This is a genomic window from Mesorhizobium sp. M2A.F.Ca.ET.046.03.2.1, assembly GCF_003952425.1.
In the GTDB taxonomy this organism is placed as follows: Bacteria; Pseudomonadota; Alphaproteobacteria; order Rhizobiales; family Rhizobiaceae; genus Mesorhizobium.
Genome location: NZ_CP034449.1, coordinates 5,928,122 through 5,943,437, shown reverse-complemented (window position 1 = coordinate 5,943,437; position 15,316 = coordinate 5,928,122). Strand labels below are relative to the sequence as shown.

Annotated in this window: 11 protein-coding genes, 2 tRNA genes and 1 pseudogene; 5 read left to right on the top strand and 9 right to left on the bottom strand. The window is 62.8% G+C overall.

Annotated features, from left to right (window positions below):
* Nucleotides 1–33: 33 nt before the first annotated feature.
* Both xth and EJ072_RS28265 read left to right on the top strand, forming a co-directional pair.
* On the top strand, nucleotides 34–828 hold the full coding sequence (xth, locus tag EJ072_RS28270) for an exodeoxyribonuclease III (protein WP_126082281.1): 795 nt from the start codon (nucleotides 34–36) through the stop codon (nucleotides 826–828).
* 248 nt (nucleotides 829–1,076) lie between these two features.
* Entirely contained in the window at nucleotides 1,077–1,364 is a 288-nt protein-coding gene (locus tag EJ072_RS28265) for a hypothetical protein (RefSeq protein WP_126082280.1), read from the top strand.
* Nucleotides 1,365–1,406: 42 nt separating this feature from the next.
* Here EJ072_RS28265 and EJ072_RS28260 read toward each other — a convergent pair whose 3' ends face one another.
* From EJ072_RS28260 to EJ072_RS28220, 9 genes and pseudogenes are all read right to left on the bottom strand, one after another.
* Nucleotides 1,407–2,234, bottom strand: coding sequence for a tetratricopeptide repeat protein (locus EJ072_RS28260; RefSeq protein ID WP_126060391.1), 828 nt, complete (start codon nucleotides 2,232–2,234; stop codon nucleotides 1,407–1,409).
* A complete protein-coding gene (ilvD, locus tag EJ072_RS28255; RefSeq protein WP_126082279.1) occupies nucleotides 2,221–3,945 on the bottom strand; it encodes a dihydroxy-acid dehydratase in 1,725 nt (574 codons plus the stop codon). The genes EJ072_RS28260 and ilvD overlap by 14 nt, the downstream gene beginning before the upstream one ends.
* A 289-nt stretch (nucleotides 3,946–4,234) precedes the next feature.
* Complete coding sequence (locus EJ072_RS28250) at nucleotides 4,235–5,482, bottom strand: OmpP1/FadL family transporter (RefSeq protein ID WP_126082278.1); 1,248 nt, start codon at nucleotides 5,480–5,482, stop codon at nucleotides 4,235–4,237.
* Between the two features lie 361 nt (nucleotides 5,483–5,843).
* The gene (locus EJ072_RS28245; RefSeq protein ID WP_126082277.1) at nucleotides 5,844–8,627 is read right to left on the bottom strand and encodes a valine--tRNA ligase; all 2,784 of its coding nucleotides are present in this window, start codon (nucleotides 8,625–8,627) and stop codon (nucleotides 5,844–5,846) included.
* Nucleotides 8,628–8,836: 209 nt separating this feature from the next.
* Nucleotides 8,837–9,661, bottom strand: a complete 825-nt coding sequence (locus EJ072_RS28240) for a PopZ family protein (RefSeq protein ID WP_126082276.1) — start codon at nucleotides 9,659–9,661, stop codon at nucleotides 8,837–8,839.
* Nucleotides 9,662–9,987: 326 nt separating this feature from the next.
* Nucleotides 9,988–11,370, bottom strand: a complete 1,383-nt coding sequence (locus EJ072_RS28235; protein ID WP_126082275.1) for a TolC family outer membrane protein — start codon at nucleotides 11,368–11,370, stop codon at nucleotides 9,988–9,990.
* A 184-nt stretch (nucleotides 11,371–11,554) separates the two neighbouring features.
* Nucleotides 11,555–12,228 (bottom strand): annotated as a pseudogene (locus EJ072_RS28230) (protein-L-isoaspartate O-methyltransferase).
* A 92-nt stretch (nucleotides 12,229–12,320) separates the two neighbouring features.
* Nucleotides 12,321–12,394 (bottom strand) — tRNA-Cys (locus EJ072_RS28225).
* Between the two features lie 164 nt (nucleotides 12,395–12,558).
* Nucleotides 12,559–12,819 (bottom strand): hypothetical protein, encoded by a 261-nt coding sequence (locus tag EJ072_RS28220; protein WP_126082274.1) that lies wholly within the window; start codon nucleotides 12,817–12,819, stop codon nucleotides 12,559–12,561.
* A 207-nt stretch (nucleotides 12,820–13,026) separates the two neighbouring features.
* On the opposite strand from EJ072_RS28220, the gene EJ072_RS28215 reads away from it, so the two are divergent.
* The 3 genes from EJ072_RS28215 to EJ072_RS28205 all read left to right on the top strand — a co-directional run bounded on the left by EJ072_RS28215 (nucleotide 13,027) and on the right by EJ072_RS28205 (nucleotide 15,312).
* Nucleotides 13,027–13,101, top strand: a tRNA-Asn gene (locus tag EJ072_RS28215).
* Nucleotides 13,102–13,775: 674 nt separating this feature from the next.
* Nucleotides 13,776–14,033, top strand: coding sequence for a hypothetical protein (locus EJ072_RS28210; protein WP_189343111.1), 258 nt, complete (start codon nucleotides 13,776–13,778; stop codon nucleotides 14,031–14,033).
* Nucleotides 14,034–14,235: 202 nt separating this feature from the next.
* The gene (locus tag EJ072_RS28205) at nucleotides 14,236–15,312 is read left to right on the top strand and encodes a histidinol-phosphate transaminase (RefSeq protein WP_245467014.1); all 1,077 of its coding nucleotides are present in this window, start codon (nucleotides 14,236–14,238) and stop codon (nucleotides 15,310–15,312) included.
* Nucleotides 15,313–15,316 lie beyond the last annotated feature (4 nt).

Below are 15,316 nucleotides of genomic sequence, written 5' to 3'. Positions count from 1 at the left end.
AACGCCTTCCGTCCGAACAGCATCGAGGCCTGCATGAAGATCGTCACCTGGAACATCAACGGCGTTCGCGCCCGCATCGGCAACCTCACCCATTGGCTGACCGAAAGCGCGCCGGACATCGTTTGCCTGCAGGAGATTAAGACAGTCGACGAGCAGTTCCCGCGCGCCGAGATCGAGGCGCTGGGCTACAATGTCGAGACCAATGGCCAGAAGAGCTTCAACGGCGTCGCCATCCTGTCGAAGCTGCCCTTCGACGAGGTCAATCGCGGCCTGCCTGGCGATGATGCGGACGACCATGCCCGCTTCATCGAAGGCGTCTTTTCCACCGACCAGGGCGCTCTGCGCGTCGCCTCGCTTTATTTGCCCAACGGCAATCCGGTCGAGGATGAACGGAAGTTTTCCTACAAGCTTGCCTGGATGGCGCGGCTGGAGCGCTGGGCGGAAGAACGGCTGCGGCTGGAGGAAGCGCTGGTGCTGGCCGGCGACTACAACGTCATTCCCGAACCCGCCGATGCACGGTTCCCGGAAAACTGGCTGGGCGATGCGCTGTTCCAGCCGCAGACGAGGCAGGCCTTTCGCCGGCTGAAGAATCTCGGCTTCACCGAGGCTGTGCGCTCGGTGACCGACTCGGCCGGCGTCTACACCTTCTGGGATTATCAGGCCGGCGCCTGGCAGAAGAACAACGGCATCCGCATCGACCACCTGCTGCTGTCGCCGGAAGCCGCCAACCGTTTCTCGTCGGCCTCGGTGGAAAAGCACGTCCGCGCCTGGGAGAAGCCCTCCGATCACGTGCCGGTCGCGATCGAGCTCAGCCTGGAACCGGCCTGAGAAGTTCCAGTCCTTAGCTCAGGGTCTGTTGAGATTCAGGTCAGGCCGAGCCGGAGTCGAAGACGGGCGCGAAGCGACCAGACAAGGTGGTTTCCGAGAACCGGAGCGGAGCGTACTTCAAAGTACGTGAGCACCGGGAGCGCAGGAAGCCGCCATTCGCAGGCCGGCATCACCTGAATCTCAACAGACACTGGACCCTGATATCGCCACAAATCCCCTCTTTGATAAGGGTTGCTGTGGGGGGGTGAATGGCGATCCGATTTCTTTTCAGGCCGGTCGGCCTTGCCTTGGCGCTTGCCGCGCCGACGCCCTCGCTGGCTGCACCGGCCTGTTTTGCCAACGGCAAGTCCTTCAATGTCGGCCAGACGGCATGCCTGACCATTGCCGGCGAAAGCCATCTCGCCCGCTGCGACATGGTCCTCAACAACACGTCCTGGACAAAGATCAAGGATGAATGTCCGGGAGACGCGCCAAAACCGCACCCGACCTCGATCTCGACGCCCGGCCCGACGCCGGCGGAGCCGACTGAAAACTAGATCGCCGCGGGCCTCCCCCCTCGAAGGGGGAGCATCCGACGCTTACTGATCGCCGTTGTTGCCCTTGGTTAGGATGTCGTCGGCGAGCGAGATCGCGGTCCGGCGATCGGCCTCGCCGGCCGCGGCGAACGCCTCTTCCTGCATGCTGCGGATCCAGGGCTGATCAGCTGCCGGAGCCCGCTGAAGCGCCGCCGTCATCATCGCCAGGCCGCGCACGATCTTGCCGCTCTGGAACAGGAGGTTGCCGAGCGTCGCCTGCGCGCCGGCATGGCCTTTCTCGGCTGCCAGTTGCAGCCAGCGGCCGGCCTGCTTGACGCTCGCCTTCACGCCGCCCTCGCCCTTGAGGAACATCCGGCCGATCTCGAACTGGGCGTTCGGATTGCGGTAGTTGGCGGCGGCGCGCATATAATATTCCTGCGCCGCGACTTCGTTCTCCTCGACCGGCGTGCCGGGAATGCCCTTGCGCAGATAGTCGCCGAGCGCCACCAGCGCGTCCGAAACGTAGCTTTCTTCCGGCGAGCCGGGCTCGACATCCTGGTCGACAATCTCCGAGAAGAACTTGAAGGCGGCATAGTCGTCGCGCGTCACGCCGTCGCCTTCGGCATACATGCGCGCGAGCTTCCAGGTGGCGCCGATCTGGCCGTTTTCGGCGGCGTATTTATAGGCCTCGACCGCCTGGTCCTTGTGGCCGCTCTTGTAGGCCGAGAAGCCGAATTGGAACACCGCCCACGGGCTCGACTGCGGCTTCACGCCGGTCTTGTCGTCGAACACCTTGTCGTCGAAGGCCATGGCCTGCCCGACGGCGCCCAAGGTCGCAAGCGCGACCAGTGCCGAAAAGACAGACGACCTCAACACCTCAGATGTCCGCATAGCAGTGCGTTTCTTTGGCCCCACCCGGATGAGTCACCGCGCCGTCGCGGGCCGGCCCTACCGTTTGCGCATATTTCCAGATCGCGCCGGACTGGTAGTCGGTCTTGCGCGGCTTCCATTTCTTTGCCCGGGCCGCCAGCTCGGCGTCCGACAGGGCTACTTCGATCGTGCCGTTCACGGCGTCGATCGAGATCACATCGCCATCCTTGATCAGCCCGATCGGACCGCCGACCGCCGCCTCCGGCCCGACATGGCCGATGCAGAAGCCGCGCGTGGCGCCCGAGAAGCGTCCGTCGGTGATCAGCGCCACCTTGCCGCCCATACCCTGGCCGTAGAGCGCAGCCGTCGTCGACAGCATCTCGCGCATGCCCGGACCGCCGCGCGGCCCCTCATAGCGGATGACGAGAACCTCGCCCTCCCGGTAGTTGCGTTGCGTGACAGCTTCGAAGCACTCCTCCTCAGAATCGAAGCAGCGCGCCGGCCCTGAAAATTTCAGTTCCGACATGCCCGCGACCTTCACGATCGCGCCTTCGGGGGCAAGGTTGCCCTTCAAGCCCACAACGCCGCCTGTCTTGGTGATCGGCCGATTGGCGGGACGCACAACATCCTGGCTCTCATTCCAGGCAACGTGCTCCATATTTTCGGCCAAAGTGCGGCCAGTGACCGTCATGCAGTCGCCGTGCAGATAGCCGTGATCGAGCAGCGTCTTCATCAAGAGCGGAATGCCGCCGGCCTCGAACATGTCCTTGGCGACATATTTGCCGCCCGGCTTGAGATCGGCGATATAGGGCGTCTTCTCGAAGATCGCGGCCACGTCGAAGAGGTCGAACTTGATGCCGGCCTCATGCGCGATTGCCGGCAAATGCAGCGCCGCGTTGGTCGAGCCGCCGGTGGCCGACACCACGGTCGCGGCATTTTCCAGCGCCTTGCGCGTGACGATGTCGCGCGGCCGGATGTTTTTCGCGATCAGTTCCATAACCTTTTCGCCCGAGGCGAAATTGAAGCGGTCGCGCATCTCGTAGGGCGCCGGCGCGCCGCAAGAGTAGGGCAGTGCCAGGCCGATCGCCTCGGCGACGGTGGCCATGGTGTTGGCGGTGAACTGGGCGCCGCAGGAACCGGCCGAAGGACAGGCAACCTGCTCGATCTCAAGCAGTTCGGCATCGCTGATCGTGCCCACCGAATGCTGGCCGACCGCCTCGAACACATCCTGCACGGTGATCTGCCGGCCGCGATAGCTGCCGGGCAGGATCGAGCCGCCATAGATGAAGATCGAGGGCACGTTGAGGCGCACCATCGCCATCATCATGCCGGGCAGCGACTTGTCGCAGCCGGCAAGCCCGACAAGGGCGTCATAGCAATGGCCGCGCATGGTGAGCTCGACCGAATCGGCGATCACCTCGCGCGACACCAGCGACGACTTCATGCCTTGGTGACCCATGGCGATGCCGTCGGTGACGGTGATGGTGCAGAACTCGCGCGGCGTGCCATTGGCGGCCGCCACACCCTTCTTGACCACCTGCGCCTGGCGCATCAGCGAGATGTTGCAGGGCGCAGCTTCATTCCAGCAGCTCGCGACGCCGACCAAAGGCTGCGCGATCTCGGCCGCCGACAGGCCCATGGCATAAAGATACGAGCGATGCGGCGCCCGCGCCGGACCTTCGGTCACGTAGCGGCTGGGCAGCTTGGCCTTCGAGATTACCTTGGCGTCCATACTCGTCCTTGCCGCACACCCCGCGGCCGGTCCCCTCGCCGCGCCAACCTGGCACGCATCCCGGGACATATCTCGGGTGCTCCGGGTTTATGGCGGGAAATGGGCAGTTCCCTCAGTCTGACTTCTACAGCAGGGCTTGTTCAGCAACTGTTGCCGAAACGTCACAATCGAATGGGGCGGCGATTGCGCGGCGAATCTGCAATAGCGCGCCGAGAGGCTATGCTGAGCCCTCGGCTAGACAACAAAAAAGGCCGAGCAATGCTCGGCCTTTTTCCCGAATTTTCAGAACTTAGAACTTGATCTTGAGACCACCCGAGATCGCCGTGACGAGATCGTTGCCGAAGTCGTAGCTGACTTCGGTGCCGGCCTGATATCCGTTCTCACCATTCACTATCCCGGAATGGCCGCTGGTCAACACACCAATCGCGCCGGCCAAGCGAAGTTCAATGTTCGGCCGCGGCGTATAGGCAACGCCACCGCCCAGCGTCCAGGTGTCGGTCTGCGAGCCGTAGCCATGCGAGGTGCCGCGATCCCAGCTCAGTTGGCCGGCGGCGCTCCACTGATCGTTGAACTTGTGGCCAATGCCGCCGGAAACGGTCCAGCCGTCACGATACATCAAGTCCAGCGACGTGATTTGGCCCGAATGCAGTGCATCACCGGTGACACATGCCGAAGAGGGAGTGCCTACGACGCAGATCGGAACACTTTGCAGCAGGCTCCAGTTGACCCACTTGACTGAACCGAAGGCGAGCCATCCCGGCGCTATACCCGACTGAAGCTTGAATTCGACGACATCCGGCATGTACTGCGTCGAGCCGTAGATCGGGAAAATCGGTGCGCCAACGTTCGACAAGTCCAATGTGCCCGAAATATTGTCGAGCTTGACCTTCGAGTTATAAACGAGGCTTGCGCGCAGCGCGATGTCCGGGATTTCGTAGGCAATGCCGGCGCGCCAGCCCCAGCCGCTGCTCGTCAGATCGACACGGCCGGTTCCCTGGAAGTTGGGAACCAGCGGCGACACCAAGTCTTCCTTGAAGCCGTAGACCTTCTGGTAGAAAACACCGCCGATGAAGCGAAGCTGACCTTTACCCGCGTCCATCTTATAGGAACAGGTCGCGCCGTAGCTGTCGCTCTTAATGTCGGTTTCCATGTTGGACTGGGCGCCGGCCCACAGACCGGGCGATGTATGGGCGCCCCACGGCTGTGAATAGTCGACCATGCAGTCGACGCCAGGGACAAGCTGGGCCTTTGCGCCGATGCGAGGTACCCAATAGTCCTCACTTTCGTTCGTTGAGCTGCCGAGGGCGGTGATGTTCCCGTCGAGCGGATTGGTGTCCACCCCGTTTTTGAGTTTGCGATCCGGCATCACATAGGTCGCTTCGGCTTCCGTCGCAAAAGGCGCCGGATCGAACAGCAGGTCGATATCATAGCCGCCGCGCTCGATGCCGCCGGCACGCGCGGGCTGCATCGCGGCTCCGACCATGGCAAGCGAAAAGCATCCTGCCCCCAGCAGTGCTTTGAGACGCAAAATGCTCATGGAAATCCCTCCCCGAAATACAAGTGGCTCAAGCTAGAACCAATTCGGGTTAACGACGCAACAACGTTTTCAGGAGCTGTACACGTACATCTTGACAGCACGTATTTTTGCCATGGTGAGGCGCGCCGGAATTGGCGCCCAAATCGCGCCAACCAGGGTCAAATGATCGAAAAAACCGCGAAAACCACCCAAAACGGGGCAAAAACAGCCGATTTCAGGTCCTTTCAGGCCGCATTGTTACATTATGGCAACAATTCGGCCCAAACTTTCCGTTTACGTCAAAATTAACGTAGCGGAACGCCTATTTTCGAGGCAGCTAACGTACCGGAAAGCAGCTCCGCGCCGAGGCGATTCTTGCCGCTCAGCCGGCGTCGCGAACCCTTGTCAAAGCCACCGATAGCTTCTCCTGCGCCTCGCGATATTCGGCGAGTTTTTCGCGCTCGGCCTCGACCACTTCTTCCGGCGCATTGGCGACGAACTTCTCGTTCGACAGCTTCTTGTGCAGGCGGGCGATCTCCTCGGTCACCTTGGCCAGTTCCTTCTGCAGCCGCGCAGCCTCGGCCTGGAGGTCGATCAGGCTGCCGAGCGGCAGGCTGATCGTCGCCTCATTGAGCACGATCTGTGCCGAGCCCTTTGGCGGCGCATCGACCAGAGCGATATCGCCGACGCGCGCCAGCCGCTTTATCGCCTGGGCGTGACGCTCCAGCCGCTCCTGCGTCAGCGTGTTAGCGCCGATCACCATCAGCGGCGCGATCGCTGCCGGCGGCACGTTCATCTCCGACCGCACTGACCTGATGCCCGAGACGAGGTCGACCAGCCAGTTGATGTCGGCGGCAGCCTCTTCGTCCTCGAAGTCGGGCGACGGCCAGGCGGCATGGCAAAGCAGCGAGGAGCGCTCCTTGCCTTCGCCAGCGGTCTGCGCCCACAGCTCCTCGGTCATGAACGGCATCATCGGATGCAGGAGCTTGTAGATCTCGTCGAGTACGAAGGCGACGCAGGCCCGGCTCTCAGCCTTGGCGGCCTCGTCCGTGCCCATGAACACCGGCTTCAACAGCTCCAGGTACCAGTCGCAGAACAGGTTCCAGACAAAGCGATAGGCCGCGCCCGCCGCGTCGTTGAAACGATAGCTGGTGATGCCTTCGGTGACCGCGCGCGCCGCTCGCGTCAGCTCGGTCAGGATCCAGCGATTGACCGGCAGCTTGGCGTCGTTCAGCCAGAACTCGTCGTTGCGCGCAACCTCGTTCATCTCGGCGAAGCGCGTCGCGTTCCACAGCTTGGTGCCAAAATTGCGATAGCCGGCGATGCGCGCCGGATCGAGCTTCACGTCGCGCCCCTGAGCCGCCATCACTGTCAACGTGAAGCGCAGCGCATCTGCGCCATATTCGTCGATCAGGTCGAGCGGATCGATGACGTTGCCCTTCGACTTCGACATCTTGGCGCCGTTCTTGTCGCGCACCAGCGCATGCACATAGACGGTGTGGAACGGCTCCTCGTCCATGAAGTGCAGGCCCATCATCATCATGCGGGCGACCCAGAAGAAGATGATGTCGAAGCCGGTCACCAGCACGTCGGTCTGGTAATAGGTCTTGAGCTCGGGCGTCTGGTCGGGCCAGCCGAGCGTCGAGAACGGCCACAGCGCCGACGAGAACCAGGTGTCGAGCACGTCCTCGTCGCGGGTCAGGATCTCGCCCGGCTGGAAATTCTCGAGCTTGTCCTCTACCCAGGCCTTCCACGGCCCTTCCAGCGCCAGGTAATATTCGACCGCCGCGGCCAAAGCCTCTTCCTCGGTCTTCTCGACGAAGACATGCCCGTCCGGCCCATACCAGGCCGGGATCTGGTGGCCCCACCAGAGCTGGCGCGAAATGCACCAGGGCTGGATGTTCTCCATCCAGTCGAAATAGGTCTTTTCCCAGTTCTTCGGCACGAAGTTCGTGCGGCCCTCGCGCACCGAGGCGATCGCCGGCTTGGCGAGCTCGGCGGCGTTGACATACCATTGGTCGGTCAGGAACGGCTCGATCGGCACGCCGCCGCGGTCGCCATGCGGCACGGTGTGCCGGTGCGGCTCGATCTTGTCGAGGAACCCGCCCGCTTCCATCAGCTCGACGACCTTCTTGCGGGCAGCGAAGCGGTCGAGTCCGTCGAGCTCGTCCCAGACGGCCTCGCGCTCCGGCGTCACCTCGAGACCGGCGAGGAAATCCTCGTTGTCCTTGAGCTTGATGGCGGCTTCGACTGTCAGGATGTTGATCGCCGGCAATTTGTGACGCTTGCCGACCTCGAAGTCGTTGAAATCATGCGCCGGCGTGATCTTGACCGCGCCGGAGCCCTTCTCCGGATCGGAATATTCGTCCGCCACGATCGGTATCTTGCGACCGACGATGGGCAGCACGACGTTGCGGCCGACCAGATCGGTGAAGCGCTCGTCACCCGGATGAACGGCAACCGCCGTATCGCCAAGCATCGTCTCGGGGCGCGTCGTGGCGACCGTGATGAAGGTCTTCGGGTTCTCCGGATCGAACGCTTCGCCTTCGATCGGGTAACGGAAGTGCCAGAGATTGCCGTTGACCTCGTGCTGCTCGACCTCGAGGTCGGAAATGGCCGTCAGCAGCTTGGGGTCCCAGTTCACAAGGCGCTTGTCCTTGTAGATGAGGCCTTCCTTGTAGAGCGTGACGAAGACTTCCAGCACCGCCTTGGACAGGCCTTCATCCATGGTGAAGCGTTCGCGCGACCAGTCGGCCGAGGCGCCGAGGCGCTTCAGCTGGTTGAAGATCGCGCCGCCGGATTCGGCCTTCCACTCCCAGACCTTCTCGATAAATTGCTCTCGCGTGAGATCGCGGCGATGGATCTGCCTTTCCATGAGCTGGCGCTCGACCACCATCTGCGTGGCGATGCCGGCGTGATCCATGCCGGGCTGCCAAAGCACGTTCTTGCCGCGCATGCGCTCGAAGCGCACCAAAATGTCTTGCAGCGTGTTGTTGAGCGCATGGCCCATATGCAGCGAGCCGGTGACGTTCGGCGGCGGGATGACGATGGTGAAGGCGTCCGCCCCTTCCTCCGCGCCGGCGCCGGCCCGGAAGGCGTCGGCCTCTTCCCAGATTTTGGCGATCTTCGGCTCGACGGTCTTGGCGTCGTAGGTCTTTTCAAGCATGGAGGAGGTCCGGACTGTCGGTAACAAGCGTCCGGTGTAAATCGGAAGGTCTTGGCCGAGTCAACCGCGAGAGCTGCGATCACCGTCACAGATAGGCCTGCCGCAGCCCGTGGCAATGTCGGCCGAGCAGGAGCAACGCGCGCTCACCTGAGAGCCTTGAACAAGGCGCCGCCCGAAGGCGGCGCTTTTCAGCTTGCGTGTTACGGCGGCTACTGCGCGCCGCGCGCCACGCGCTCGATCTCTTCGCGCACCAGCCTTTCGACCAGCGTCGGCAGGTTGTTGTCGAGCCAATCCTGCAGCATCGGCCGCAACATCTCTTCGGCCATTTCATCGAAGCTCTTCTTGCCGCGGCTGGCAAAGGCATCGGAAAGCTCGCCGAACGCGGCGGCAACCTGCCTGCCCGTGTGCTCGGAAAGGATCGCGGGACGGGACGGCTGAGCCTCAGGCGCGGAGGACTGGGGAGCGTCGGCATGCGCAACGGCTTCGACCGCGGGCTCCTCCTTGTCGATCTCGACCCGCGGCGCGGCTTCCGGAGCCCGGACAGCCGGCTTCGCCGTAACGGTGCTGCCTCCGGCCGCGGCGATTTCCCGCCGCCAATCGGCGACAATGGTCTCGGCGGTCTGCGGCGCATTTGCAGCGGCGGGCCTGTTGGCGGCTGCCGGCGCGCTCGGCTCGACCGCGTGTCTGACACCAGCCTCCGCCGGGGTCGCCGGCGCTGCCTTCACCGGCTCCGGGCGAGCCTCGGCGCGCGCAAGCACTGGATCGGTCGCGGCAAGCTGGGCCTGGACCTCCGCCAGCGTCGCCGGCCTGCGGGGACCGGCATCGGCATGCAGTTCGGAACGAAAGGCGTCGACCTCGACAGCGGGTATCGCAGCGGAGGGAGTGTTGACGGCGGCCGGTTCCAGGTCCTGGCGCAGGTCACCGGCCTCGGCCGGCTGCTTGCGACCGGTATCGCTGTCCTCGATGATCCTTCGGATGGAAGCCAGTATCTCTTCCATGGAAGGTTCGCGCTGCGCGCTGCTTGCCGTCGCCATCGTCACATCCGCCGCCCTTGTGACCACTACGCAATTCCGTTCCTGCCCGGGCCGGAATTCGAATCAGTGGAGACAGCGTAACCGACCGATCGCCATCCGAGAATCCCCAATCTGGGGACTCTTTGGATTTCAACAGATTAGGAGATTTCAACAGAAAGCATGTCTCTCGAAAGTGGGAACCGGTTTCGGGATAAAGACATGCATAAAATCAAAAACCTAAAGCGCATACGCGCTTCAGGCGATGCGCAGCCCGGTCAGTCATCCTGAAAAGACAAACGCCGCGCATCCATGGGACGCGCGGCGTTTATCGAAGCTTGGATCCGAAATCAGCGTCCGTCGGGCGTGCGCAATCCGATCCACTTGTCCTTGACGGCGTTGTAATGCTCTTCCGGCCTGTATTTGGTGACGGCCAGGCCCAGGCGATCGACCGACAGCCGTCCCATCGCCGACAGGATGGCGTAGCTCGCCACCACCACATCGCGCTCGGAGCTTGCCTGGTTGATCTTGGCGGTGATGACGGCGTTCTGCGCGTTCAACACGTCGAGCGTCGTGCGCTGGCCGACATTGCGCTCCTCGATGACACCGTTCAGCGCCAGCTGCGCGGCGTCGATGACCTGCCTGTTGGCATCCACGCTTTCGCGCGCTGCGACATATTGCGTCCAGGCCGAGACCACGGCCTGGCGCACCTGGTCGCGGCTGACATCGACCTGGATGCGCGCCTCGCTGAGCGATTCCTTGTTCTGCCGCACAATCGCCGAGGTCCGGCCGCCCGAATAGATCGGTATGGTCAGAGTTGCGCCGATATTGGCGGACGTCGAGCTACCGTTGGGACTGCTGGAGGAACCGGGAGAGGTGTGGCTGTAATTGTCCGAGATGCCGGCGGAGGCCGAAAGCTGGGGCAGCAGCGCACCTTCCGACGACTTCACCGAAAACGCCGCCGCATCGACGAGATGCTGCGTGGCAAGGATGGCCGGATGCTCGGCGGAAGCGACAGCCAGGGCGGAATCGAGATTGCCCGGCAACAGCTTGCCCAGCGGCGAGGCCGCCTTCAGCTTGCCCGGCTCGTCGCCGACGATCTGGTGGTAGGTGGCCGCGCTCGCCAGCGCCGTTGCGCGGGCGGCGCTCAACTGAGCCACGGCCGTGGCGCGCGAGGCGTCGGCCTGGGCGACGTCGGTACGGGTGCCCTCGCCGACCTCGAAGCGCGAGCGGGCGGCGCGCGCCTGCTCAGTCAGGAACTGCAGGTTCTGCTCGGTCAGCACCGCGACCTGGCGGTCGCGAATCACGTCCATATAGGCGCTCGCCGCGTTGAACAGGATGTTCTCTTCGGTGTTGCGCAGGCTTTCGACCGAAGCCTTCACCTGCGATTCGGCGGCAGCGACATTGTTCTTGGTCTGAAAGCCGTCGAACAGCGTCTGGTTGATCTGCACGCCGAAGCTGCCGGTCGTCAGTCTCCTGCTGGTGCCAAATCCGTGCGTGTTGGTGTAGTCGATGTTGGCCGAACCAGTGACGGTCGGGCGCCAGCCCGACTTGGCGATGGCAACACCCTCATCGGTGACGCGCACGCCGGCGCGCGCGGCGTTGAGCTGCGAATTGTACTGGTAGGCTTTGGCGAGGGCGCCCGTAATGGTCTCGGCGGAGGCGGCCAACGGCGAAAGCGCTGTCGCGGAAACGAGAATCGCTGCTAAAACTCTTTTGTGTCGGGGCGGCACTTTATTTCCCTCATTCGTTTACATGGGAACCACGCCACGTCAGCCTACCCTTACGGATCGACCGGCGCCGCGTTGTTTATCGTTCCCCCGCTGACGGCCTCCCGAAACGCCCGGTTAACCAAATCAGCAACGATTGTCAGGCGCAAGCGATCATGACAGCGCCTTCGCTGCAAGGCAAAAACGCTCAGAATTCAAACGCGTGAGCACGTTCGAAGCCCGGTAGTGGCTTAATTGCCGCATTAAAGGCTCGTCTTCCGGTTACAACCCCCCGGCTTTAAAAAACAGCCGGGCCACGCCAGAGTTGCCTTGTCCCTCGACCGCAACCAGGCGTCCATCTTCCGCAAGCTGGTCGAGCAGCGCCGGCGCCACTTCCTCGACGCTGCCGCCGACGAAGATGACGTTGTAGGGCGCTTTAGCGGCATGCCCCTGCGGCAGCGGCCCGGTGACCACAGTAACATTCTCGCAGCCAAGGCTGGACAGCGTGGATTTCGCGGTCTCCGCCAGCGCGGGATCGCTTTCCAGCGCCACCACGGACCGGGCAAGCCTGGACAGCAATGCGGCGGAATAGCCGCTGCCGCAGCCGACATCGAGCACCGAATCACTCGCGTCGATCTCGGCCAGTTGCAAAAGCTTGGCGAGCGGCGACGGCTCCATCAGGTAGCGTGGGCCGCTGCCATTGGCGCCGTTCGAAATGCGGATGTCTTCGTCGATATAGGCCAGATCCCGCTGCCCGGCGTCGACAAAGGCCTCGCGCGGAACGCTCAGCATCGCTTCGATGAGAGGCGCGCTGGTGACATCGGTGGTGCGGACCTGGCCGTCGACCATCTTCACGCGGCGTTCGGAAAAATCAGCGCTCATGTCCCAACAATCCGCTCTCCGCGCCAAACGCGCGGCTAAAACTTCGACTGGAACCCCGCTCCGGCGCGATTGCGCTGGAGCCCGCAAGCATCTGGAGGCCTCGCCCGGAATCGAACCGGGGTGCAAGGATTTGCAGTCCTCTGCGTAACCACTCCGCCACGAGGCCTCGCAATGCTCCCGGCGTTCCGAGCGAACTCATTATGTTGACGCTCAAAGGTCGTCAAGCGGCGGCGCGTCATTCCCGATGCTTTCGCATGGAGCGGCCAAAGTGGTGATTACCAATCGGTTGTCGCGACTCCGGTATCGCCGTGGTGCAGCCGTCCCTGCCTCTCAGTCGGGTCGACGCCGACGTTCCCACCAGACGATGAAACGCCGCCGGTGGCGTCGGATCATGGCGAATTCATAGGACAGAACCAGGAGACCGAGCGGAATCATCCAGAAGCCGAGAATCGGCAGAAAGCCCAGAAGCCCGCCAAGGGTAAGCAGCATGCCGATGGCGATTCGCCAGCCGCGCGAGCGCGGCATCGTGAACTCGCGGCCTAAGATCGAAATCTTCCGTGCCGGGGCGTTGTCATCGTCCGCTGCGGTCATTCAAACCAATCCCATCCGCTGCCTGAGCCATGTCAAGGCGATGACCGGCCGCTTTGTTCCATGCCGGTGTGAAGCCCTTCATATGTGGGCGCGCCGAACGATGGCACAAATAGCCGCATCAAAAACTGGAGAAAAATTGCGAAATGCTGCTTTGCAAAGCCGAAAGGTGTTTGCTATAGGCTGCGCCACTCACGTCAGAGCCTCCGTTCCCCGGTAGCTCAGTGGTAGAGCAACCGGCTGTTAACCGGTTGGTCGCTGGTTCGAATCCGGCCCGGGGAGCCAACAATTCCAAGATCTTCAGAGTTTTTCAGAGCAGCCAAAATCGGCTGATCTGCGGCATATCTATACAACTCGACTTCGCTGGGTGCCGATCTACACCGGAACCGCTCGAAGGGAGAGTTGGCACCATGGATCGCGTTTTTGATGAGCGGATCGGCCTGCAGAGGGCACATCGGCGATGGAATTTTCGTGCCCCCAGTCCAGACTTGGGCGATTCGCCCAGCCGGCAACCTGGCGACCAGTCCTAGTTCCCGGTCATAGGTAGCTGTCGCGCCAAGTCACTATATATTAGCAATAGCTTGTATTTATGAGTCCCTGGCAGAAAATATCGGTCGGGCATCTGAGGGACTGTCCGATGCGTTGGCCCCTGTTCGTCATCGCGCTCATTATCGGCTTCATTCTCTGGGACCGTTTCGAGAACGACGGCACCTATACCGCTGAAGTCGAGCGAAGTTTCCGTAGCGCTGCGTTGGATATGCCTGGAGGCTTCGGGTGGAAGCCATCACCGTCAATCGCGACGCGTTGAAACCCTGAACGCCGCGCAGAGTTGATGACAATCTTGATAACCAATTGCAAGATCACAGTGACAGCGCACCTTCCTTTTGCATTCAGCCACGGGCTGCTGAAATTCAGGAGCACTAGCTTGCTGGTTAGCCAACGACGTTAGGCCCAACGCAATGGGCATTCAGTCCAAATTGCTGGTTTTTACGACGCCAAATAACCTCGCGAAGGAAAGGCAGGGGGACATGGCGTGGAAACGGGCGATTGCAGTCAAGGATTGGTCTTGCGCCATGAGTGACGAGATTGGCCGAGTGGTCTTGGCCATAAACTCGACCGAAGGTGAAACGACCTACGTCCTTATGACGATCTTCCAGGCGGCAAAAATGGCCCAGGAACTGCGGTCGCCGAAGATGGTCCCCCGATACGACATGTAGCCATCTCTGGCGAAAACACCGAGCAGCACAAAGCTGGCTGGCCCGCCTGGTTGAGGGAACGGAGCCAGGACCGGCGCCACCCACCCCGCATGGGCCAAATTCCCTTACCCATTGCACCGCCGAATTTTGCTTTGCGGCTCGGCCACCCTGCCTTAGCCTCCGCTCAAACACCTTGCCGACAAGCCGATCGCCGGACCATGCCGTGCCCCTGAAAGCCACCGCCCATATCGAGGCCATGTCCGCTTTCGCGCTGGCGAATTTCGGCGGCTATGGCCGCCCGACATTGGCGCAGAACGAGAGCGCCTTCCCGCCCAGCCCCAAGGCGATCGAGGCCGGCCGCGATGCCGTGGCGCGCAGCCATCTTTATCCGGACCCAGACTGGACCTTGCTGCGCGAGGCCATCGCAAAAACCTATGGCGTCGAGCGTGACCTTGTCCTGTGCGGTGCCGGTTCGATGGAGCTGATCGCCTGCACGATTGCGGCCTTCGCCGGTCCCGGCGCGGACGTGCTTGGCACGGACTATGCCTATAATTTTGCTGCCTCGGCGGCAGCCCGTGTCGGGGCGACCTATGTCAAGGCGCAGGAGCGCGGCTATGAAGTCTCGATCGACGCCATCCTGGCGGCGCTCACGCCGCAGACGCGCATCGTCTTCGTCTGCAATCCGGGCAACCCGACCGGCACGCGCATCAAGAACGCCGAGCTGCTGCGCCTGCGCGCGGCGCTTCCCGGCGACGTTCTCCTGATGATCGACCAGGCCTATGGCGAATTCGACGATCAGGATCCGCAGGCAATCTTCGCGCTGGCCGGACGCGGCGACACCGTCGTCCTGCGCAGTCTGTCCAAGGCATACGGGCTGGCGGGCGCGCGCGTCGGCTGGGGGTTGTTCGCGCCCCAGCTCGCCGCCGAAGTGCGCAAGATGCAAAACTCGAACCAAGTCTCGACGGTCAGCCTTGCCATGGCCGTCGCGGCCGTTGAGGACCGGGCTTATACGCGTGCCATCGTGGCGCGCACCGCCGACACCCGCGATCGCTTCGCGCAAGGCCTGCGGGCGGCTGGCTACGAGGTCCCGGAAAGCCGGACGAATTTCGTGCTGGTGCGCTTTGCCGACGCCGCGGCAGCGACGGCGGCCGACAATGCCCTGCGCGGCGCCGACATCATCGTGCGCGGCCTCACCGGTTACGGCCTGACCGATTGTCTGCGCATCACGATCGGGCCGCAGGACGTCATGGATCGCACGCTGCGCGTGCTCACCGTCCTGCGCGGCCGGCAATGCTGGTAAGGGC

Coding starts and splice junctions, on each gene's coding strand:
- EJ072_RS28260 (WP_126060391.1), bottom strand. CDS start 2,234: ATGCGGACATCTGAGGTGTTGAGGTCGTCTGTCTTTTCGGCACTGGTC.
- xth (WP_126082281.1), top strand. CDS start 34: ATGAAGATCGTCACCTGGAACATCAACGGCGTTCGCGCCCGCATCGGC.
- EJ072_RS28210 (WP_189343111.1), top strand. CDS start 13,776: ATGGGCATTCAGTCCAAATTGCTGGTTTTTACGACGCCAAATAACCTC.
- EJ072_RS28265 (WP_126082280.1), top strand. CDS start 1,077: ATGGCGATCCGATTTCTTTTCAGGCCGGTCGGCCTTGCCTTGGCGCTT.
- EJ072_RS28250 (WP_126082278.1), bottom strand. CDS start 5,482: ATGAGCATTTTGCGTCTCAAAGCACTGCTGGGGGCAGGATGCTTTTCG.
- ilvD (WP_126082279.1), bottom strand. CDS start 3,945: ATGGACGCCAAGGTAATCTCGAAGGCCAAGCTGCCCAGCCGCTACGTG.
- EJ072_RS28240 (WP_126082276.1), bottom strand. CDS start 9,661: ATGGCGACGGCAAGCAGCGCGCAGCGCGAACCTTCCATGGAAGAGATA.
- EJ072_RS28220 (WP_126082274.1), bottom strand. CDS start 12,819: ATGACCGCAGCGGACGATGACAACGCCCCGGCACGGAAGATTTCGATC.
- EJ072_RS28245 (WP_126082277.1), bottom strand. CDS start 8,627: ATGCTTGAAAAGACCTACGACGCCAAGACCGTCGAGCCGAAGATCGCC.